We start from the raw sequence: 18990 nt of genomic DNA, 5'->3' as shown, positions 1-18990 counted from the left end.
GTCGGGGATGATGGAGGCGTGAACGCCCAGTCCCGCTCCGCTCTGCCGGCCGCCCGCCGGATCGTCGTCAAGATCGGTTCGTCGTCGCTCACGCGCGCCGACGGCCACCTCGACCTCGGTGCGCTGCGGTCGCTGGTCGACGTGCTCGCGGCACGGCACCGGGAGGGTCAGGAGGTCGTCCTCGTGACTTCCGGGGCCATCGCCGCCGGGATCGGGCCGGCGGGACTGAGCGCTCGCCCCCGTGACCTGGCCACCATGCAGGCCTGCGCCATGCTGGGCCAGGGGCAGCTCGTGGCCCGGTACAGCGAGGCGTTCGCCACGCACGACATCCGGGTCGGCCAGGCGCTGCTGACGGCCGAGGACACGGTGCGTCGGGCCCGGTATCGCAACGCCCAGCGGTCCCTGGAGAAGCTGCTCGCCCTGCGCGTCGTGCCCGTGGTCAACGAGAACGACGCGGTCACCGTCGACGAGCTGCGCTTCGGGGACAACGACCGGCTCGCCGCCCTCGTCTCACACCTGGTGCGTGCCGACGCGATGGTGCTGCTCACCGACGTCGACGGCCTGCACGACGCCCCGCCCAGCCGGCCCGGCGCCCGCCGGATCAGCCACGTCGCCGACCTGGCGCAGGTGGCCGGCGTCGAGGTCACGGGCCGGGGGAGCGCGGTCGGCACCGGCGGGATGGTCACCAAGCTCGAGTCGGTCCGCATCGCCACCCAGGACGGGGTGCCGGTGGTGCTGACCTGCGCGGACAACGTCGCGCGGGCCCTCGCGGGCGAGGACGTCGGCACCTTCTTCGCCGCCGGCGGCAAGCGGTCGACGGCCCGTCGGCTGTGGATCGCGCACGCCGCGCGCACCGAGGGCAGGCTGCACCTCGACGACGGCGCCACCCGCGCGGTGCTCGGCGGACGGGCCTCCCTCCTGCCGGCCGGGATCACCCGGGTGGAGGGACACTTCGAGACCGGCGACCCGGTGGAGCTGGTCGGGCCCGACGGGACGGTCGTGGCCCGGGGCCTGGTCGCCTACGACGCCGGTGACCTTCCCGACCTGCTGGGACGGTCCACCTACGCCCTGCGCGAGGAGCTGGGGGAGGGGTACGACCGCGAGGTGGTCCATCGCGACGACCTCGTGCTCGAAGGGCGGAACGGCCTGTCCTCACCGCCGTCGTCGTCGTAGTCTCGAACGCATGACCACGACGTTCGAACCCTCAGCCGGCACGACGCCCGGACCCGCGCAGCGACCGCAGCCGGACGCCGAGGTGCTCGCCGCGGTGCAGGACGTCGCCCGGCGGTCCCAGGTCGCCGCCCGGTCCCTGACGACCGCGACCCGTGCCACCAAGGACGCCGCGCTGCACGCCCTCGCCGACGCCCTCGTCGCGGCGTCCGGCGAGATCGTGGCCGCCAACGCCGAGGACCTGCGCCGCGGTCGCGAGCACGGCATGAGCGAGGGGCTCCTGGACCGCCTGGCGCTGACCGACGAGCGGGTCGCCGCCATCGCGGAGGCCCTGCGCGAGGTCGCCGGGCTCCCGGACCCGGTCGGCGAGGTCGTGACGGGCCGGACGCTCCCCAACGGCCTGCGGCTGCGCCGGCTGCGCGTGCCGCTGGGCGTGGTCGGCATGATCTACGAGGCGCGGCCGAACGTCACGGTCGACGCCGCCGGGCTCGCGCTGAAGTCCGGCAACGCGGTCATCCTGCGCGGGGGCAGCGCCGCCGCGTCGTCGAACACGGTCATCGTCGACGTGATGCGACGGGGTCTGACGGCGCAGGGCCTGCCCGCCGACCTCGTGCAGTCCATCGACGCCCACGGCCGACCCGGCGGTGTCGCGCTCATGCAGGCCCGCGGTCTCGTCGACCTCCTCGTCCCCCGCGGGGGCGCCGACCTGATCCGGACGGTCGTCGAGCAGTCCACCGTGCCCGTCATCGAGACCGGCACCGGCAACGTCCACGTCTACGTGGACGCCGCCGCCGACGTCGCCTCGGCCGTCGAGATCGTCATGAACGCCAAGACCCAGCGCGTCGGTGTGTGCAACGCGGCCGAGACGCTGCTCGTGCACGCCGACGTCGCCGACCGGTTCCTGCCGGCCGCGCTCGCGGCGCTGGGCGGTGCCGGGGTCGTGCTGCACGTCGACGACCGGACCGCGGGCCAGGCGCCCGAGAGCGTCGAGGTGCTGGCGGCCACCGAGGAGGACTGGGCCACGGAGTACCTCGCGGCGGAGCTCGCCGTGCGCGTCGTCGACTCCCTCGACGAGGCGATCGAGCACATCCGCACGTGGAGCTCCGGGCACTCCGAGGCCATCGTCACGAACGACCTCGCGGCGTCCGAGCGGTTCGTCGCGGAGGTCGACGCCGCGGCCGTCCTGGTGAACGCGTCGACACGGTTCACCGACGGCGCCCAGTTCGGGATGGGTGCGGAGCTCGGGATCTCGACGCAGAAGCTGCACGCCCGTGGCCCGATGGGTCTCGCCGAGCTCACCACCACCAAGTGGGTCGTGCACGGCGACGGCCACGTGCGGCCCTGACCCCGCGTCGTGAGAGACTGTGCTGCGACCCGTCCGGACCATCACTGAGGAGCACTCGTGCTGCACATCGCCGTCCTTGCCGCCGAAGAGGCCGTTGAGCACTCCGGGTTCGAGATCCCGCCGGTCCTGTTCGGTGTGCTCGCGTTCGGTGGTTTCGTCGTCGCGCTGCTGGCGACGTACGCCTTCCGCAACGCGCACAACAAGCACTGACGACGCCGCGACAGCACGTGAGCGAGCAGGCGAGACCCCGGATCGGGGTGATGGGCGGGACGTTCGACCCGATCCATCACGGCCACCTCGTCGCGGCGAGCGAGGCGGCGGCGCTGCTCGACCTCGACGAGGTCGTGTTCGTCCCCACCGGCAAGCCGAGCTTCAAGCAGGACGCGCAGGTCTCACCGGCCGAGCACCGGTACCTGATGACCGTCATCGCGACGGCGTCCAACCCCCGGTTCACCGTCAGCCGGGCCGACATCGACCGGCCGGGTCTGACCTACACGGTCGACACGTTGCGCGACCTGCAGGCGGCGCGTCCCGACGCCGATCTCCACTTCATCACCGGCGCGGACGCCATCGAGCAGATCCTCACGTGGAAGGACGCCGGGGACCTGTGGGAGATGGCGCACTTCGTCGCGGTGACGCGGCCGGGCCACTCGCTCACGGTCGACGAGCTGCCGACCCACGGCGTGACGACGCTCGAGGTCCCCGCCCTCGCGATCTCGTCGACCGACTGCCGCCGCCGCGCCGCCGCGGGCCTGCCGGTCTGGTACCTGGTCCCGGACGGCGTCGTCCAGTACATCGCCAAGCACGGTCTGTATCGAGGTCTCGATGAGTGACAACACGTCCCGGCCGATGACGCGTCGGGAGATCAGAGAGCGTGAGCGTGCGGCCGCGGCCGCGCGGGAGAGCGCGCAGTCCGCGGGTTCGGCGCCGGTCCCCGGTGCGGGTCCTGCCGCGTTCGGCAGCGGTGCGTCCCCGGCCCCGACGCCGGCCCCTTCGCCCGCTCCGGCCCCCGCCCCGTCGCCGGGTCCGGCGCCGACGCCTGCCCCCGCCACGGGCGACGCGCCGACGCCCCCGCGCGCCGCACCGACGCCGCCCCCGTCCCGCCGGGCGATGCGGGAACGCTCCTCGGCGTCCCCGGCGCCGGCCCCCGCGCCCACCGTCCGCCCGCCGAGCTCGTCCGGTGGTGTGCGCGGTCTGGACGAGACCGGTCGGCTGGCGCCCGTGCAGCGCAACGACGCCGCGCCCCCGCGCGACGGCTCGTCCGCCGCACCGTCGGCGGGCTTCCCGCCCTCCGGTGCGCAGGGCGGGTCGGCCACGCCCCGCCGCGCCTCGACCCGGGCGTTCGGGCAGCCTCCGGAGTCCCGGTCGGCGACCCCGCCCACGCCGGGCCCCGCGCCGTCGGCGCCGCGGAACGACACCCCGCCGACGTCGACGCCGCCCGCGTCGACGCCGCCCGCGTCCACGCCGCCCTCCCCGTTCGGCCCCGGACCGTCCGCCGGGGCGGCGTCCGGCTCCTCCCCGGCCCCGGCACCGTCCGAGGGGACGACGCCCGGGCGCCGGTCGGCCTTCGGCGCCGGCTCTCCCTTCGGGGCGCCCGGCCGGAGCGAGACGCAGGCCGGCACGACGCCTCCGCCCGCCTGGCCCAGCGCCTCCCCGGGACCGGGTGGTGCCTCGCGGCAGGCGTCGGGCACGGACGGGCCCGCGCTGCCGTGGGGCTCGCCGTCGTCGGGGACCGGTGCCGCGCCGGCCTCCGTCCCACCGACCACCGGTTCGCCGTTCGGCGGGCTGGCGGCCCAGCCCCCGGGTCCGGCCGGTCCCCGGTACCTCGAGGACGACGAGGAGGACTGGGACGACGAGCACGAGCCCTCCTACACGTGGCTGCACTACATCATCCTGGTCGTGGTCGCGTTCGTCCTGGGGTTGCTGATCTGGAACCTCGTGCTCAGCCCGCCGGACGACTTCGCCCCGGAGGAGGCGTCCGCGCCGGTGCCGCCGACCCCCGTGGCGACCGCCACGACCGATCTGGGAGGACGTCGATGACCGCGACCGACCGTGCCGTCGAGCTGGCGGTCGTCGCGGCGCGAGCCGCGTCCGAGCGCAAGGCGCAGGAGATCATCGCGCTCGACGTGAGCGAGCAGCTGGTGCTCACCGACGTGTTCCTCATCGCCACCGGGACCAACGAGCGCCAGGTGGTGGCCGTCGTCGACGCCGTCGAGGAGGCCATGCACAAAGCGGGGGCCAAGCTGCTGCGGCGCGAGGGCAAGTCCGAGGCGCGCTGGGTCCTGCTCGACTTCGGCGAGGTCGTGGTGCACGTGCAGCACGCCGAGGACCGGGTCTACTACGCGCTCGAGCGGCTCTGGAAGGACTGCCCGTCCGTGGACCTGCCGCCGGACGCCCGCGGGGGCGACGGTGCCGCGGCCCGTGCCGAGTTCGGCGACGACGGCGCGGACGGTGCGATCCGTCTGCACGGCGGGATGTGAGGCGATGACCGCCCGCACCGTCGTCCTGCTGCGGCACGGTCGGACCGCCTACAACGCCACCATGCGGCTGCAGGGCCAGGTCGACATCCCGCTGGACGAGGTCGGCCGCTGGCAGGCCGAGCAGGGCGCGACCGCGCTGGCGACCTCGCACCGTGCCGCGCGGGTCGTGTCCTCGGACCTCGAACGGGCCGCCGACACCGCGGCCGCCTACGCCGAGCTGATGGGCCTGCCGGTCGAGACCGACCCGCGGCTGCGCGAACGGTCCTTCGGCCAGTGGGAGGGTCTGACCCAGGACGAGATCGTCGACCGCTGGCCCGAGGAGTACGCGACGTGGCGGCGCGGCGGGGAACCCCGCGGCGTGGACGCCGAGACGAAGGCCGAGGTCGCCGCGCGGACGACCGCAGCGGTCCGGGACCACGCCGACCTGCTCGACGGTGACGAGTGTCTCGTCGTGGTCTCGCACGGGGCGGCCATCTCGCTGGCCATCACCGGACTGCTCGACCTGGACGCGACGGCATGGCGCGGGATCTCCGGCATGCACAACGTGCACTGGTCCCACCTGCACCGATCCGCGCCCGGAGCGGTCCCGGGGTGGCGGCTGGTGGCGCACAACGTCGGTGCCGGCTACCCGCTGGACCGCTGGCAGGCGGGCCCGCACGCGGATTTGGAACCTGAGCCGAAGTCTGCCTAAGATAACGTCGTTCCCGAGGGGGCAAGCCCCCCGGAACTCCACGAATCAGACCTTCGGTCGGTTCACGGGGCTGTGGCGCAGCTGGTAGCGCATCTGCATGGCATGCAGAGGGTCAGGGGTTCGAGTCCCCTCAGCTCCACGTCGTACGAGGCCGGTCCACCATCACGGTGGGCCGGCCTTCGTCGTTCCCGGGGCGGGCCGCCGCGCCCGTCGGAGCGGGGCCGGAAGGGTGGGGACGAGCCGCACCGCCGGCGGGACGAGGACGGGCTCCGGCGGAGCTGGTCTCCGCCGGGGCCCGTCGTGCGCCGTCCCGCGCTACGCCGCGTGGCCGTCCTTGCTGACCAGCGTGAGCACGTCGTAGGTGGCGACGGTCTCGTCGTCCTGGTTGGTCAGCACGGCGTCCCAGTGCACCTCGCCGTAGTCGTCGGTCTCGCGGGGGATGATCTGCTTGGCGGTGAGCGCCACGCGAATCCTGTCCCCCGGGGACACCGGCGTCGTGAAACGCAGGTTCTCGAGTCCGTAGTTCGCGAGCACGGGGCCGGGCTCGGGCGAGACGAACAGGCCCGCCGCGAAGGAGAGCAGCAGGTAGCCGTGGGCCACCCGTCCGGGGAAGAACGGGTTCGCGGCCGCCGCCTCCTCGTCGGTGTGCGCGTAGAAGGTGTCGCCCGTGAACTCGGCGAAGTGGGTGATGTCGTCGAGGGTGACCTCGCGCTCCTCCGACACCACCTGGTCGCCCACGCGGAGCTCGTCCAGCGACTTCCGGAACGGGTGCGCGTCGCCGCGGGTCGCCGCGCCCGGGTGCCACACGCCGGTGATCGCCGTGAGCATCTCGGGGCTGCCCTGGATCGCCGTGCGCTGCATGTAGTGGAAGACGCTGCGCACGCCGCCGAGCTCCTCGCTGCCACCGGCACGTCCGGGCCCGCCGTGCACGAGCATCGGCAGGGGAGAGCCGTGCCCCGTCGAGGAGCGTGCCGCGGCGGCGTCGAGCACGAGGATCCGGCCGTTGGCGGAGGCCACTCGCCGCGTCAGCGTCGCGACGAACCCGGGGTCGGCCGAGGCGACGCTCGTGACGAGCGAGCCACCGCCGCGCACGACGAGCTCCGCGGCCTGCTCGGGGGTGTCGTAGGCGATCACGGAGGACACCGGGCCGAACGCCTCGGTGTCGTGCACCCGCGGGGCCTCGGCGTCCTCGAAGCGCAGCAGGATCGGCGAGAGGAAGGCGCTGTCACGCCCCTCCTCCTGCTGGTCACCGACCACGATCTTCCCCCCGCCGTCGGCGAGCCTGCGCACCTGGCGCAGGACCTCGTCGCGCTGGTCGACCGACGCCAGCGGGCCCATCGTGACGCCTTCGTCGCGGGGGTCGCCCAGGACGACCTTCGCCTCCAGACGCCGTCGCACGGCCTCGACCACGGCATCGGCGCTCGCCGTGGGGACGATCGCGCGGCGGATCGCGGTGCACTTCTGCCCCGCCTTCGCGGTCATCTCGGTGACGAGCTGACGCACGTAGGCGTCGAACTCGGCGGTGCCCTCCACCGCATCGGGGCCGAGCACGGAGGCGTTGATCGAGTCGGTCTCGGCGCCGAAGACGACGCCGCCGGACCTGACGGCGTCGTGGCGCCGGAGCAGGTCGGCCGTCGACGCCGAGCCGGTGAAGGCCACGACGTCGCCGAGCCGGGCATGGTCGAGGACGTCGCGGACGGAGCCGGAGACGAGCTGGAGCGAACCCGGGGGCAGCAGACCCGACTCGACGAGGATCCGCACCATGTGCTCGGTCAGGTACGCGCCGGGTGTGGCGGGCTTGACGATCGTCGGCATGCCCGCGAGGAAGGCCGGGGCGAACTTCTCGAGCGGACCCCAGACGGGGAAGTTGAACGCGTTGATCTGCACGACGACGCCCGGCAGGGTCGTGCGGACGTGGCGTCCCAGGAACGACCCGTCCTTCGAGAGCGGCTCGAGCGGCCCGTCGAGCTGCACGGTCGAGTTCGGGAGCTCGCGCCTGCCCTTCCCGGAGTAGGTGAACAGCACCCCGATGCCGCCGTCGACGTCGATCCACGAGTCCGACTTCGTCGCGCCCGTGCGGGAGGACAGCTCGTAGAGCTCGGCCTTGCGCTCGGTGAGGACGAGCGCGAGCTTCTTGAGCAGCACCGCGCGCTGGTGGAAGGTGAGCCGGCCGAGGCTCGCCTGGCCGACGGTGCGGGCGTGCTCCATCGCGCCGGCGAGGTCGAGGCCCTCGCTGGACACGATCGCGACCGGTTCGCCGGTGGCGGCATCCCGCACCTCGGTGCCGGTCGCGCTCGTGGCGGGGCTCCACCAGGTGTCCTCGACATAGCTCTGCAACGTGCGCGTCATCAGTCCTCCGTTCGTGCGGCCGAGCCGCGGTCAGCTGTCGTTCCAGTCGTAGAAGCCGCGGCCGCTCTTGCGGCCGAGCGTGCCCGCGGCCACCATGTCGCGGAGCAGCTGCGGCGGTGCGAAGCGAGCACCGAGGTCCCGCTCCAGCTGCTCGGCGATGCCGAGGCGGACGTCGAGGCCCACGAGGTCGGTGGTGCGGAGCGGGCCGGTCGGGTGCCGGTAGCCGAGCTCCATGGCGAGGTCGATGTCCTGCGCGCTCGCGACGCCCTGCTCCACCATCCGGATGGCCTCGAGCGCGAGCGCGACGCCGAGCCGGCTCGAGGCGAAGCCCGGCGCGTCCGTGACGGTGATCGGGGTCTTGCCGAGCGCGTGCACCCAGCCGCGCGCCAGGTCTGGCAGGCCGGGACCGCTGCGCTCGTGGACGACGACCTCGACCAGCGTCGAGGCCGGCACCGGGTTGAAGAAGTGCAGTCCGATGAACTGCTCGGGCCGCTCCAGCCCGTCGGCGAGCTGTGCGAGCGGGATCGAGGAGGTGTTCGAGGCGATCACGGCGTCGGCCGGAAGCTGTCGCTCGATCTCGCCGAGGGCCTCGAGCTTCAGGTCGAGCGACTCCGGTACCGCCTCGAGCACGAGCCGGCAGGCGCCGAAGGCACCGATGTCCGGGGCGGCGGTGAGGGCCCGCCGCAGTGCCGCGGCGTCACCGTCGAAGCCCCGCGCGAGGGAGGTGTCGATGCTCCTCTCGATGCGTGCTCGTGCGCCCGCCGCCGACTCGACGTCGCGCTCGACGACGGTGACGGAGGCCCCCGCGAGGAGGAAGGCGTGGGCGATCCCGCCGCCCATGCGGCCACCGCCGAGGACGCCGACGCGCGCGGGGACCGTGCCGTCGGGGCGGGACCGGGGTGCGGGGCGAGGTGCGCTCGTCATCTGCTCTGCTGCTTCCGCTCGAGGAACTCGGTCATGCGGCGCGTCTTCTCGGGGCTCTCGAAGAGGATCGCCTGCTCCGCGAGATCCACCTGGGGGTGCTCGCTCCGCGGGGCTCGCAGCGCGCGCTTGGACGCCTGCAGGGCTGCGGGATCGAGTCTCGCGATCCGGTCGGCCATGCCCTCGGCCGCCACGAGCGCGGCGGCGCCGTCGTCGTGCAGCTGGGTGACCAGCCCGGCGGCGAACGCCTCGGCACCGTCGAGGACACGCCCTGTCAGGAGCATCTCGGCCGCCAGGGGCTCACCGACGAGCTCCGGCAGGCGCCACGTCGCCCCGGCCGCGGCGATGATGCCGAGGCCGGTCTCGGGGTTGCCGATCCGCAGGGAGCGGGTACCGATGCGGACGTCGGCCGCGTAGGCGAGCTCCGCGCCGCCGCCGAGCGCGAAGCCGTCGAGCACGGCGATCACGGGCATCGGGAGGGCACGGACACGCAGGAAGGCGTGGGTGTTGATGCCGGCACGAGCATCGGCCGCTCGTCGGTCTCGCAGCTGCGCGATGTCGGCGCCCGCGGCGAAGTCGCCGCCCTCGCCGCGCAGCACGAGCGTGCGCGGTTCCTCCTCGAGGTCGGCGCACAGCGCGTGCAGGGCGTCGACCAGGTCCTGGTCGATCGCGTTGCGCTTCTCGGGGCGGTCGAGGCTCGCGAGCACGTGGGTGTCACGGTCCTCGACCCTCAGGGGAGCCTGGTGTCCCACGCCCGTCGTTGCTCGGCTCACGGATCGATCCTCTCGACGATGGTGGCGGACCCCTGGCCGACGCCGACGCACAGGGTGGCGAGGCCGTAGCGGGACCCCTCACGCTCCATGCGGCCGAGCAGGGTCACGAGCAGTCGCGACCCCGAGGAGCCCAGGGGATGGCCCAGCGCGATCGCGCCGCCGTCGGCGTTGACGAGGGCCGGGTCGAGACCGAGCCGGCGGATCGTGGCCAGTGACTGGGTGGCGAAGGCCTCGTTGAGCTCGACCGCGCCGATGTCGGAGAGCGACAGGCCCGTGCGCTCGAGCGCCTTCTGCGTCGCGGGCACGGGGCCGAGGCCCATGATCTCGGGGGCGAGGGCGGCCGACACGCTCGTGAGGATGCGCGCCCGCGGACGGAGCCCGTACCTGTCGACGGCGTCGCCGCTCGCGACGACGAGTGCCGAGGCACCGTCGTTGAGGGACGACGAGTTGCCCGCGGTGACGACGCTCCCGCCGGCGACGACGGGCGGCAGGCTCGCCAGCACCTCGGTGGTCGTGCCGGGACGAGGGCCCTCGTCGGTGTCGACGAGCCGCGTCTCCCCACGGCCGGCCGGAGCCTTGACCGGGACGATCTCGTCGGTGAAGCGGCCGGCCTCGATCGCGGCGACGGCGCGGCGGTGGCTCTCCGCGGCGAAGGCGTCCGCGTCGGCGCGGCTGATGCCGTCGACGCGGGCGACCTCCTCCGCGGTCTCCGGCATCGAGTAGGTCGCCTTGTCGCGCCTCAGGAGGACGGGGTTGGGGAAGCGCCAGCCGATCGAGGTGTCGAACTGTGCGCCCGGCTTGGCCCAGGCACGGGCGGGCTTCTCCTGCACCCAGGGCGCGCGGGTCATCGACTCGACACCGCCCGCGACGACGAGGTCGGCGTCACCCGCACGGATGGCCTGCGAGGCGTTGGCGACGGCGGTCATGCCCGACGCGCAGAGACGGTTGACGGTGTACCCGGGCAGCGAGTCGGGCAGTCCGGCGAGCAGCACCGCCATGCGGGCGACGTTGCGGTTGTCCTCACCGGCCTGGTTGGCCGCGCCGAGGACGACCTCGTCGACCGCGTCCGCGGGGACGCCCGACCGCTCGAGGACCGTGCCGAGCACCAGCGCGGCCAGGTCGTCCGGGCGGACGCCGGCGAGCACTCCGCCGTACCGGCCGACCGGTGTGCGGACCCCGTCGACGAGATATGCCTCGGGCATGGGGATGGACCTTCCTGTCTGCGCGGTGTCACCCCGCGGGGGCGACCGAGCGTTTCGGTGAGGGGGGGGACGAGCGGGCCGTGCGGCGCGGACCGCTACGGGACGGGCGCGTCCTTGACGAGATTGGTGATGCGCATCGTGCAGCAGCGCCGGCCGTCGTCGTCGGTGACGACGATCTCGTGCACGGTGAGGGAACGCCCCAGGTGGACGGGCGTGCACACGCCCGTGACGTAGCCCTCCGTCGCCGATCGCGTGTGCGTCGCGTTGACGTCGACGCCGACGGCGAGGCGTCCTGCGCCGGCATGGAGGTTGGCGGCCATCGACCCGAGCGACTCGCCGAGGACGACGAACGCCCCGCCGTGCAGGTAGCCCACCGTCTGGCGGTTGCCGCGCACGGGCATCCGCCCGACGGTCCGCTCGACCGTGTACTCGAGGAACTCGATGCCCATCATGTCGGCGAGCTCGCCCGAGCCGTTCTGCGCGACCCAGTTGCCGGCGCCGACCGGCGCGGTCCCGGGGTCCGTCACCCTCGCCGTGCTCATGCGACGCCGCCGCGCTCGCCGCCGGTGAACACCGGCGTGCGCTTCTCCTGGAACGCGGCGAAGCCCTCGCGGTAGTCGTCGGTGTCGCACAGGGCGGCCTGCGCGCGGTTCTCCGCGGACATCGACTCCCACAGGCCGACGCGGCGGTCGCGCAGCTCGCGCACGAGCGCCTTCGACGCGAGGAACGCCTGCGTCGCCCCGCGGGCGGCTGTCGCGGCCGCGGCACGCGTGGTGTCGAGCACCTCGTCGGCGGGCATCGCGCGGGAGAACAGGCCCGCCGCCACGGCCTCGGACCCCGACATCAGCCGTCCGGTGTAGACGAGGTCGAGCGTGCGGTGCGCCCCGAGCCGCTCGTGGAACAGCGCGTGACCGCCGGAGTCGAGCGTCGCGCCGAGGTTCGCGAAGGGGCTGCCGATCTTGGCCGTGTCGGCGACGTACACGACGTCGCTCGCGACGAGCAGTCCCAGACCGACGCCGAGGCAGGCTCCGTGGGCGGCGGCGAAGGTGGGGGCGGGGAACGCGCTCATCTGCTCGAGCAGCGGCTGGATCAGCCCCTCCAGGTACCCGAGCACGTCGTCCTCCCGGGGGTCGACCCCCGAGATGTCCCGGCCCGCGCAGAACGCGCGGCCCTCGCCACGCAGGACCAGTGCGCGCACGCCGGCCTCCGCCGCCTGCGTGTAGGCGGCGGAGAGCTCGCGCACGTCGTCGGGCCCGAGGGCGTTGAGGCGGGTGGGTGCGTCGAGGACGACCTCGGCCACGTCGTCGGCGATCGACAGGGTGATCATGATCGGTCGGTACCTTCTCTCGGGTCAGGCGTCGTAGTCGACGGCCACGTGGTCGGACTGCGGGTGCGACTGGCAGGTGAGGACGTAGCCGTTCTCGACCTCGTCGGGCTCGAGCGCGTAGTTCTCGGTCATCGTCACGGACCCCTCCAGGACGCGGGCCCGGCACGTGCCGCACACCCCGCCCGTGCAGGCGAAGGGTGCGTCCGGGCGCACGCGCAGCGCCGCGTTCAGGATCGTCTCGTTCGCGCTGAGGGGGCTCTCGACCGACGCCGAGGTCCCGTCGAGGTTGATGTCGACGGTGACCGTCCTCTCTCCGGCCCGGACCTCGATAGGACGCGGGCGGGTGGACGGGGCGCCGGGCTCGCCGGTCGTGAACAGCTCGTAGCGCACGTGCGCGGCGTCCACCCCGTACCCGTCGAGGAGGTCGCGACACAGCTGGACGAGCTCGAAGGGGCCGCACAGCACCCATTCGTCCGCCATCTCGACGGGCACGACCGAGGTCAGGATCCTGCGCAACCGCTCCTCGTCGAGGCGTCCCGACATGATCGGGGCCGACCGCTGCTCGCGCGAGAGCACGTGGTGGATCGCGAAGCGCCGGGGGTACCGGTCCTTGAGGTCGGCGAGCTCCTCGACGAACATCACGTCGTGGGACGAGCGGTTCGTGAACAGCAGGTCGAAGCGGCTCGTCGCGCTGTGCTGCAGCACCTGGTGCGCCATCGTGATGACGGGTGTGATGCCCGACCCCGCCGCGATCCCGACGACGTGCCGCCCGTCGAGCTCCGTGAGGTTCGAGGTGAACGCACCCTGCGGGGTCATCACCTGCAGCGTGTCGCCGGCGCGGAGCTCGTCGTTGGCCCAGGTGGAGAAGAGCCCGCCGTGGTCGCGCTTGACGGCCACGGAGATGCGGCCGTCGGCAGGTGGCCGGCAGATGGAGTAGGAACGCCGCACGTCCTCGCCATTGATCGTCGTGCGCAGGGCGAGGTACTGCCCGGCGAGGTAGCGGTACGCGTCAGCGAGCTCCTCGGGCACCTCGAAGGTGACCTCCACGCTCGTGCCGGTGAGACGCCGCACCTCGGCGACACGGAGCTCGTGGAACGTCGCGCGCTTCTTCGCACCGACGGTGGTGGTGGCCATGGTTTCCCTTCCGGGACTCGTGCGAGATCAGTGGACCTTGAAGTAGTCGAAGGGTTCGAGGCAGTCGAGGCACTCGTGGAGCGCCTTGCACGACGTCGAGCCGAAGCGGGCGACCTCACGGGTGCGGGTCGAGCCGCAGCGCGGGCACCTGACCGAGAGCTGCACGAGAACCGGACCCCTGCGCGAGGCGGCGCGGAAGTCCGGTGGCGCGATCCCGTAGTCGGCGAGCTTGCGCTTGCCGGCCTCGCTCATCCAGTCGGTCGACCAGGCCGGGGCGAGGGTGTACTCGACCACGACCTGCTCGTAGCCCGCGGCCCGGAGCCGGGAGCGGACGTCGTCGCGCATCTGGTCGATCGCGGGACAGCCCGAGTACGTGGGGGTGAGCACGACCCGGACGGCCCCTCGCTCGTCGGCCTCGGCCGTCCTGAGCACCCCGAGGTCCTCGATCGTCAGCACGGGCACCTCCGGGTCCAGGACCTCCGCGGCGATGTCCCACACGCGGGCCGCGGCGGGCTCGTGGGGTCGGGTGCCCGTCACCAGGTGGCTCCGGGGTGGCGGCGGGCCAGCCACTGCATCTCCGCGAGCAGGTAGCCCATCGACGCCGTGTGCCCGCCACGGCGCCCGTCACCGCGAGCCGGCTTCACCGCGGGAGTCTCCAGGTCTGCCTCCGCCAGCACGGAGGCGACGGTGCGGTCGAAGCCGGCTCGCAGCGAGGAGGGCCGCGGTGCGACACCGGCGAGACGGTCGGTGAGCTCGTCGTCCTCGAAGAGCTCGTCCACGTACGGGTACAGGTCGCCCAGCGACACGGTGATCCTGCCCCGCGACTCCTCCGTGCCGCCCGCGAGCCGCAGCATCCACTGCGCGGCGTGGTCGAGGTGGTACGCCACCTCGCGCTCGGCCTTGCCGGCGATCGCGCCGAGCGACGGGTCCGTGCTCGTCGCCAGCGCGTGGTAGAGCTCGACCTGGTAGGCCGAGAAGAGGAACTGTCGGGCGATCGTGTCGCCGAAGTGGCCGTTGGGCTGTTCCACCAGCCAGCAGCTGCGGAACTCGGGCTCGTCGCGCCAGAACGCGAGGTCGTCCTCCGAGCGGCCCGACGCCGTGCCGGCGTAGCGCAGCAACGCGCGCGCATGGCCGATGAGGTCGAGCGCGATGTTGCCGAGCGCCAGGTCCTCCTCGAGCTCGGGCGCGCGAGAGATCCACCCGCCGAGCTGCTGGGAGAGGATCAGGGCGTCGTCCCCCAGCCGCATCGCGTACTCCGCCACCGGGGGCGTCGCCGTGGCGCCGGAGCCCAGCAGCTCCTCGGCAAGGGTCAGCTCGTCGACGCTCACGTCACCGTGCGCCCCGCTGTGCTCGCTCACAGGTGCTTCACCCCCTCCGCGCGGGTGTAGTAGACCGCGTGGCGGTAGTTCTTCCCGGCCGGCGACTCGAAGAAGGCGCCCTTCGCGTCGGGGTCGCTCGTGGTGATCGCGGCGGCGGGCACCACCCAGATCGACACCCCTTCGCTGCGCCGCGTGTACAGGTCGCGGGCGTTGCGCAGCGCCATCGCCTCGTCGGGCGCGTGCAGCGACCCGGCGTGGACGTGGCTCAGCCCGCGGTTCGCGCGGACGAACACCTCCCACAGGGGCCATGCCTCGGTTCCCGTCTCACCCGGTGTCGGCATCCTCGTCTCCTTCGGTGTCCATGGGGCGGGCGGTCGCTGCTCAGACCGCGACGCGCTCGCTGTCATGCTGCTTGCGGGCGTACTCGGCGGCCCCCTCGCGGACCCACGCTCCGTCGTCGTGCGCCTCCCGGCGGTGACGCAGCCGTGCGGCGTTCGCCGGGCCGCGGCCGTCGAGCACGGCGGCGAACTCGTCCCAGTCGATCTCGCCGGTGATCCAGGTGCCGGTCTCCTCGTCGTAGCGGAGGTCCTTGTCCGGGCACTCGAGGCCGAGGGCCTCGAACTGGGGGACGCACATCCCGACGAAGCGCTGGCGCAGCTCGTCGTTGGAGAACCGCTTGATGTTCCAGGCCATCGACTGCGCCGAGTTCGGGGAGGCGTCGTCACTGGGGCCGAACATCATGAGCGACGGCCAGTACCAGCGGTCCACCGCGTCCTGGGCCATCTGCTTCTGCTCGGGTGTGCCGTGGGCGAGCTCGTAGAGGATCTCGAAGCCCTGACGCTGGTGGAACGACTCCTCCTTGCAGATGCGCACCATCGCCCGGCCGTAGGGCCCGTAGGAGGCGCGGCAGAGCGGCACCTGGTTGCAGATGGCGGCCCCGTCGACGAGCCATCCGATCGCCCCCATGTCCGCCCACGTCGGCGTGTGGTAGTTGAAGATCGAGGAGTAGCGGGCCCGGCCCTCGATCAGCTGCGCGGTCATCTCCTCGCGCGAGATGCCGAGCGTCTGGGCCGCCGCGTAGAGGTACAGGCCGTGCCCGGCCTCGTCCTGGACCTTCGCCATGAGGATCGCCTTGCGCTTGAGACTCGGCGCTCGGGTGATCCAGTTCGCCTCCGGCTGCATGCCGATGATCTCGGAGTGGGCGTGCTGCGAGATCTGCCGGACGAGGGTCCTGCGGTACTTGTCCGGCATCCAGTCGCGTGGCTCGATGCGCTGGTCCGCCGCGATGAGCGCGTCGAAGCGAGCCCGTCCGTCCTCGTCCTCGGCGAGCTCGGCCGTGGTCGTGACCATCTGCTGCCTCCTTGCGTCAGGGTCCCCGGGGCCGTCGTCGGCCCTCTCCCGCCGGTGGGGAGGGGTGGTACGGTTCCGGCCAGGAATTACTTACCGACCGTTCATTGAGCATAGCCACGGATCGGGCGGAGCCGCAACGAAGCAGGACGGCGGGCTCCCACCACGGCCCACGCAACGGAGCGCAGATGAGTTCGACGACGAACCCCCCGACGAGCGGACGTGCCGACGACGCGATCGAGGTCGATCCCACGTGGTCGGCGACGGCGATGTTCCAGGACGACCCCGCGAAGGACGCCCTCGGCATCCGTGTCGAGGTGCTCGAGCGCGGCCGCGCGGTGCTGTCCATGCGCGTCGGCCAGGGGATGGTGAACGGGTTCGGGATCACGCACGGCGGCATGGTCTTCGCCCTCGCGGACACGGCGTTCGCCTATGCGTGCAACGAGGGGGCGACGCCGGTCGTCGCTTCGGGGGCCGACATCGTCTTCACGAGGGCGAGCCGGTCCGGTGACGTGCTCACCGCCACCGCCGAGCGGCGCTGGCTCCGGGGGCGCAACGGCCTCTACGACGTCACCGTGGCCGACCAGCGCGGCGACGTGGTCGCCGAGTTCCGCGGTCGGTCCTTCGCCACCGATCGCCCCGCGCCGCCGGCCTCCTGACCGGTCCTGCCGTCGCCCGACCCGACCCACCCTGCGAGGAAGAGCCATGCCCGCGATCCAGAGCCTCACCGACCAGGTGGGACTGCACGCCGAGGAACGCCTCGACCGCGCCGAGCTGGAGGCGCTGCAGCTCGAGCGCCTCCGATGGACGGTGCGCCACGCCTACGAGAACGTGCCCTTCTACCGGCGGAAGCTCGACGAGGCCGGCGTCGCCCCCGGCGACGTCCGCGAGCTCGGCGACATCGTGAAGCTGCCCGTCACGACGAAGGACGACCTGCGCGACCACTACCCGTTCGGGCTCTTCGCCGTGCCGAGGGACCAGGTGCGCCGCGTCCATGCGTCGTCCGGCACGACCGGGAGGATGACCGTCGTCGGCTACACCGAGAACGACCTGGACCACTGGGCGAGTCTCGTCGCCCGCTCGCTGTACGCCTCGGGCGTGCGTCCCGGGTGGACGGTGCACAACGCGTACGGCTACGGGCTGTTCACGGGCGGTCTCGGTGCTCACGCCGGCATCGAGAGGCTCGGCTGCACGGTGGTCCCGATGTCGGGCGGCCAGACGGAGAAGCAGGTGCAGCTCATCCGCGACTTCGAACCGGACGCGATCATGTGCACCCCCAGCTACCTGCTGACGATCGCCGACGCCTTCGAGGAGGCCGGGCTCGACCCGCGGGACACCAGCCTCAAGGTCGCGATCTGTGGCGCCGAGCCGTGGACCGACTCGATGCGGCGCCAGCTCGAGGATCGCCTGGACCTCACGGCCGTCGACATCTACGGACTCTCCGAGATCCTGGGACCGGGCGTCGGCAACGAGTGTGCCGAGACGCAGGACGGGCCGCACCTCTGGGAGGACCACGTCCTGCCCGAGGTGCTCGACGAGAACCTGCGGCCCCTGCCCGACGGGACGACGGGGGAGCTCGTCCTCACGACGCTGACCAAGGAAGCCTTCCCGATGATCCGCTACCGGACGCGGGACCTCACGTCGCTGCACCCCGGCACCGCGCGACCCGCGCACCGGAGGATCGCGCGGATCACCGGCCGGAACGACGACATGATCATCCTGCGAGGGGTCAATCTCTTCCCCACGCAGGTCGAGGAGATCGTCTGCGAGATCCCGGACCTCACGTCCCACTTCGTCCTCGAGCTCACGACGAGGGGGAGGATGGACCACCTCACGGTGAAGATCGAGGCACGGGACGGGGCTGCGCCGCGGGAGGCCGAGGAGGGGTTGCTGCTGCTCCAGCAGCGGATCAAGGACCGGATCGGGACGACGCTCGGGGTGGAGCTGGTCGGGACCGGGACGTTGCCGCGCTCCCAGGGCAAGCTCAAGCGGCTGTACGACCTGCGGTAACGTGGGCGACCGGCGCCGGCCCGGTCCGTCAGGGTGCCGCGAAGCGCGCGGAAGGGGAGGTTCGCCAGGTGGAGAGCGCCGACGTGCGCGGAGCGCCCCGCCGGGGGAGGCCCGGCCACGACCGGAACAGCATGCTCGAGGTCATCGTGCAGGTGTTCACCGACCACGGCTACGACGCCTCGTCGCTCGAGATGATCGCGAGACGGCTGGGGCTCTCGAAGTCGGCGGTGTACTACCACTTCTCGTCGAAGGCGGAGATGCTGGAGATCGCCCTGGAGCGAGCCCTGGGCGAGCTCGAGCGGGTGTTCGACGAGGCCGAGTCCCAGCCGGGCGACGCGGTGTCCCGGATCGGCTACATCGTGCGGCACGCGGTGCTCGTCGCCTGCGAACGACGGCAGTACCTCACGCTGCTGCTCCGCCTGCACGGCAACTCCGACGTGGAGCTGAGGGCGCTGGAGCGCCGGCGTGTCCTCACGGCGCGGCTCCGGGGGACGTTCGAGGCCGCGCGTGACGAGGGGTCGCTCCGCGACGACCTCGATCCCGGTCTCGCGGCACGCTTCACCTTCGGCCTCGTCAACTCTCTCGTCGAGTGGTACCGGCCGGACGGGCCGATCGATCCCGAGGCGTTGGCCGACGCGTTGCTCTCCTACGTGCGCACGGGTCTGCGCCTGGACGAGACGGACTTCCGATGACCATGGGTGCCCGACACGTCGGGACGGTGCGGGAGCGGGCGTGATCGCGCCGGCCGACGACGCGCGGCCGCGCTCGACGGGCCGGGGCGGACCCGGCCTCGGTGGCGAGGTCGACGGCGCCGGTCGCACCCCTGTGCGCACCGGGAGCCCGACGGTCGACGACCCCGTCGACGAGCCCGCGAATCCGGCGGAAACAGAGTTGTTACCCGGCGGACTTCGGACCTCTTGAC

Annotated in this window: 21 protein-coding genes and 1 tRNA gene; 11 read left to right on the top strand and 11 right to left on the bottom strand. The window is 72.9% G+C overall.

Annotated features, from left to right (window positions below; translation table 11 throughout):
• Positions 1–18 precede the first annotated feature (18 nt).
• The 8 genes from proB to Q6349_RS12595 all read left to right on the top strand — a co-directional run bounded on the left by proB (position 19) and on the right by Q6349_RS12595 (position 5825).
• The gene (proB, locus tag Q6349_RS12630; RefSeq protein ID WP_171247187.1) at positions 19–1173 is read left to right on the top strand and encodes a glutamate 5-kinase; all 1155 of its coding nucleotides are present in this window, start codon (positions 19–21) and stop codon (positions 1171–1173) included.
• A 10-nt stretch (positions 1174–1183) separates the two neighbouring features.
• Positions 1184–2515: a glutamate-5-semialdehyde dehydrogenase gene (locus Q6349_RS12625; protein WP_304604355.1), complete on the top strand. Its 1332-nt coding sequence runs from the start codon at positions 1184–1186 to the stop codon at positions 2513–2515.
• A 57-nt stretch (positions 2516–2572) separates the two neighbouring features.
• The gene (locus Q6349_RS12620) at positions 2573–2725 is read left to right on the top strand and encodes a hypothetical protein (RefSeq protein ID WP_171247185.1); all 153 of its coding nucleotides are present in this window, start codon (positions 2573–2575) and stop codon (positions 2723–2725) included.
• 17 nt (positions 2726–2742) lie between these two features.
• Positions 2743–3348 carry a nicotinate-nucleotide adenylyltransferase gene (gene nadD, locus Q6349_RS12615; RefSeq protein ID WP_304604354.1) on the top strand — a complete coding sequence of 202 codons (606 nt, stop codon included), beginning with the start codon at positions 2743–2745 and terminating at the stop codon, positions 3346–3348.
• Positions 3349–3736: 388 nt separating this feature from the next.
• Positions 3737–4555 carry a hypothetical protein gene (locus Q6349_RS12610; protein WP_304604353.1) on the top strand — a complete coding sequence of 273 codons (819 nt, stop codon included), beginning with the start codon at positions 3737–3739 and terminating at the stop codon, positions 4553–4555.
• A complete protein-coding gene (rsfS, locus tag Q6349_RS12605) occupies positions 4552–4995 on the top strand; it encodes a ribosome silencing factor (protein WP_171247890.1) in 444 nt (147 codons plus the stop codon). Before Q6349_RS12610 ends, rsfS begins: the two co-directional genes overlap by 4 nt.
• Before the next feature lie 4 nt (positions 4996–4999).
• A complete protein-coding gene (locus Q6349_RS12600; protein ID WP_304604352.1) occupies positions 5000–5686 on the top strand; it encodes a histidine phosphatase family protein in 687 nt (228 codons plus the stop codon).
• A 66-nt stretch (positions 5687–5752) separates the two neighbouring features.
• A tRNA-Ala gene (locus Q6349_RS12595) sits at positions 5753–5825 on the top strand.
• Between the two features lie 176 nt (positions 5826–6001).
• On the opposite strand, the gene paaZ is transcribed toward Q6349_RS12595, so the two are convergent.
• The 11 genes from paaZ to paaA form a co-directional block, all read right to left on the bottom strand.
• Positions 6002–8035, bottom strand: coding sequence for a phenylacetic acid degradation bifunctional protein PaaZ (gene paaZ, locus Q6349_RS12590; protein ID WP_304604351.1), 2034 nt, complete (start codon positions 8033–8035; stop codon positions 6002–6004).
• A gap of 30 nt (positions 8036–8065) precedes the next feature.
• Complete coding sequence (locus tag Q6349_RS12585; protein ID WP_304604350.1) at positions 8066–8959, bottom strand: 3-hydroxyacyl-CoA dehydrogenase family protein; 894 nt, start codon at positions 8957–8959, stop codon at positions 8066–8068.
• The gene (locus tag Q6349_RS12580) at positions 8956–9729 is read right to left on the bottom strand and encodes an enoyl-CoA hydratase/isomerase family protein (protein ID WP_304604349.1); all 774 of its coding nucleotides are present in this window, start codon (positions 9727–9729) and stop codon (positions 8956–8958) included. Before Q6349_RS12580 ends, Q6349_RS12585 begins: the two co-directional genes overlap by 4 nt.
• Positions 9726–10931 carry a thiolase family protein gene (locus Q6349_RS12575; RefSeq protein WP_304604348.1) on the bottom strand — a complete coding sequence of 402 codons (1206 nt, stop codon included), beginning with the start codon at positions 10929–10931 and terminating at the stop codon, positions 9726–9728. Before Q6349_RS12575 ends, Q6349_RS12580 begins: the two co-directional genes overlap by 4 nt.
• Before the next feature lie 95 nt (positions 10932–11026).
• Positions 11027–11473 (bottom strand): PaaI family thioesterase, encoded by a 447-nt coding sequence (locus Q6349_RS12570; RefSeq protein WP_370375619.1) that lies wholly within the window; start codon positions 11471–11473, stop codon positions 11027–11029.
• Positions 11470–12258, bottom strand: coding sequence for an enoyl-CoA hydratase/isomerase family protein (locus Q6349_RS12565; protein ID WP_304604347.1), 789 nt, complete (start codon positions 12256–12258; stop codon positions 11470–11472). The genes Q6349_RS12570 and Q6349_RS12565 overlap by 4 nt, the downstream gene beginning before the upstream one ends.
• A gap of 24 nt (positions 12259–12282) precedes the next feature.
• Positions 12283–13392, bottom strand: coding sequence for a 1,2-phenylacetyl-CoA epoxidase subunit PaaE (gene paaE / locus Q6349_RS12560; protein ID WP_304604346.1), 1110 nt, complete (start codon positions 13390–13392; stop codon positions 12283–12285).
• A gap of 27 nt (positions 13393–13419) precedes the next feature.
• Positions 13420–13929, bottom strand: coding sequence for a 1,2-phenylacetyl-CoA epoxidase subunit PaaD (paaD, locus tag Q6349_RS12555; RefSeq protein ID WP_171247898.1), 510 nt, complete (start codon positions 13927–13929; stop codon positions 13420–13422).
• Positions 13926–14750: a 1,2-phenylacetyl-CoA epoxidase subunit PaaC gene (paaC, locus tag Q6349_RS12550; protein ID WP_304604345.1), complete on the bottom strand. Its 825-nt coding sequence runs from the start codon at positions 14748–14750 to the stop codon at positions 13926–13928. The genes paaD and paaC overlap by 4 nt, the downstream gene beginning before the upstream one ends.
• A complete protein-coding gene (gene paaB / locus Q6349_RS12545; protein ID WP_171247900.1) occupies positions 14747–15052 on the bottom strand; it encodes a 1,2-phenylacetyl-CoA epoxidase subunit PaaB in 306 nt (101 codons plus the stop codon). The genes paaC and paaB overlap by 4 nt, the downstream gene beginning before the upstream one ends.
• 40 nt (positions 15053–15092) lie before the next feature.
• Positions 15093–16061, bottom strand: coding sequence for a 1,2-phenylacetyl-CoA epoxidase subunit PaaA (paaA, locus tag Q6349_RS12540; protein WP_304604344.1), 969 nt, complete (start codon positions 16059–16061; stop codon positions 15093–15095).
• A gap of 185 nt (positions 16062–16246) precedes the next feature.
• Between paaA and paaI the strand changes: the two genes are divergently transcribed.
• From paaI to Q6349_RS12525, 3 genes are all read left to right on the top strand, one after another.
• Positions 16247–16717 carry a hydroxyphenylacetyl-CoA thioesterase PaaI gene (paaI, locus tag Q6349_RS12535; RefSeq protein WP_304604343.1) on the top strand — a complete coding sequence of 157 codons (471 nt, stop codon included), beginning with the start codon at positions 16247–16249 and terminating at the stop codon, positions 16715–16717.
• Positions 16718–16763: 46 nt separating this feature from the next.
• Positions 16764–18068 carry an AMP-binding protein gene (locus Q6349_RS12530; RefSeq protein ID WP_304604342.1) on the top strand — a complete coding sequence of 435 codons (1305 nt, stop codon included), beginning with the start codon at positions 16764–16766 and terminating at the stop codon, positions 18066–18068.
• 68 nt (positions 18069–18136) lie between these two features.
• Positions 18137–18760 (top strand): TetR/AcrR family transcriptional regulator, encoded by a 624-nt coding sequence (locus Q6349_RS12525; protein ID WP_304604341.1) that lies wholly within the window; start codon positions 18137–18139, stop codon positions 18758–18760.
• Positions 18761–18990 lie beyond the last annotated feature (230 nt).

Origin of the sequence: Isoptericola sp. 178 (assembly GCF_030586525.1) — a bacterium.
In the GTDB taxonomy this organism is placed as follows: domain Bacteria; phylum Actinomycetota; class Actinomycetes; order Actinomycetales; family Cellulomonadaceae; genus Isoptericola; species Isoptericola sediminis.
This window is presented reverse-complemented; position numbering and strand designations above follow the sequence as displayed.

Bases quoted from the DNA above. Each gene is read 5' to 3' on its own strand.
- Q6349_RS12625 (WP_304604355.1), top strand. From the start codon at position 1,184: ATGACCACGACGTTCGAACCCTCAGCCGGCACGACGCCCGGACCCGCG.
- rsfS (WP_171247890.1), top strand. From the start codon at position 4,552: ATGACCGCGACCGACCGTGCCGTCGAGCTGGCGGTCGTCGCGGCGCGA.
- Q6349_RS12600 (WP_304604352.1), top strand. From the start codon at position 5,000: ATGACCGCCCGCACCGTCGTCCTGCTGCGGCACGGTCGGACCGCCTAC.
- paaZ (WP_304604351.1), bottom strand. From the start codon at position 8,035: ATGACGCGCACGTTGCAGAGCTATGTCGAGGACACCTGGTGGAGCCCC.
- Q6349_RS12585 (WP_304604350.1), bottom strand. From the start codon at position 8,959: ATGACGAGCGCACCTCGCCCCGCACCCCGGTCCCGCCCCGACGGCACG.
- Q6349_RS12575 (WP_304604348.1), bottom strand. From the start codon at position 10,931: ATGCCCGAGGCATATCTCGTCGACGGGGTCCGCACACCGGTCGGCCGG.
- Q6349_RS12570 (WP_370375619.1), bottom strand. From the start codon at position 11,473: ATGAGCACGGCGAGGGTGACGGACCCCGGGACCGCGCCGGTCGGCGCC.
- Q6349_RS12565 (WP_304604347.1), bottom strand. From the start codon at position 12,258: ATGATCACCCTGTCGATCGCCGACGACGTGGCCGAGGTCGTCCTCGAC.
- paaE (WP_304604346.1), bottom strand. From the start codon at position 13,392: ATGGCCACCACCACCGTCGGTGCGAAGAAGCGCGCGACGTTCCACGAG.
- paaB (WP_171247900.1), bottom strand. From the start codon at position 15,052: ATGCCGACACCGGGTGAGACGGGAACCGAGGCATGGCCCCTGTGGGAG.
- paaA (WP_304604344.1), bottom strand. From the start codon at position 16,061: ATGGTCACGACCACGGCCGAGCTCGCCGAGGACGAGGACGGACGGGCT.
- paaI (WP_304604343.1), top strand. From the start codon at position 16,247: ATGAGTTCGACGACGAACCCCCCGACGAGCGGACGTGCCGACGACGCG.
- Q6349_RS12530 (WP_304604342.1), top strand. From the start codon at position 16,764: ATGCCCGCGATCCAGAGCCTCACCGACCAGGTGGGACTGCACGCCGAG.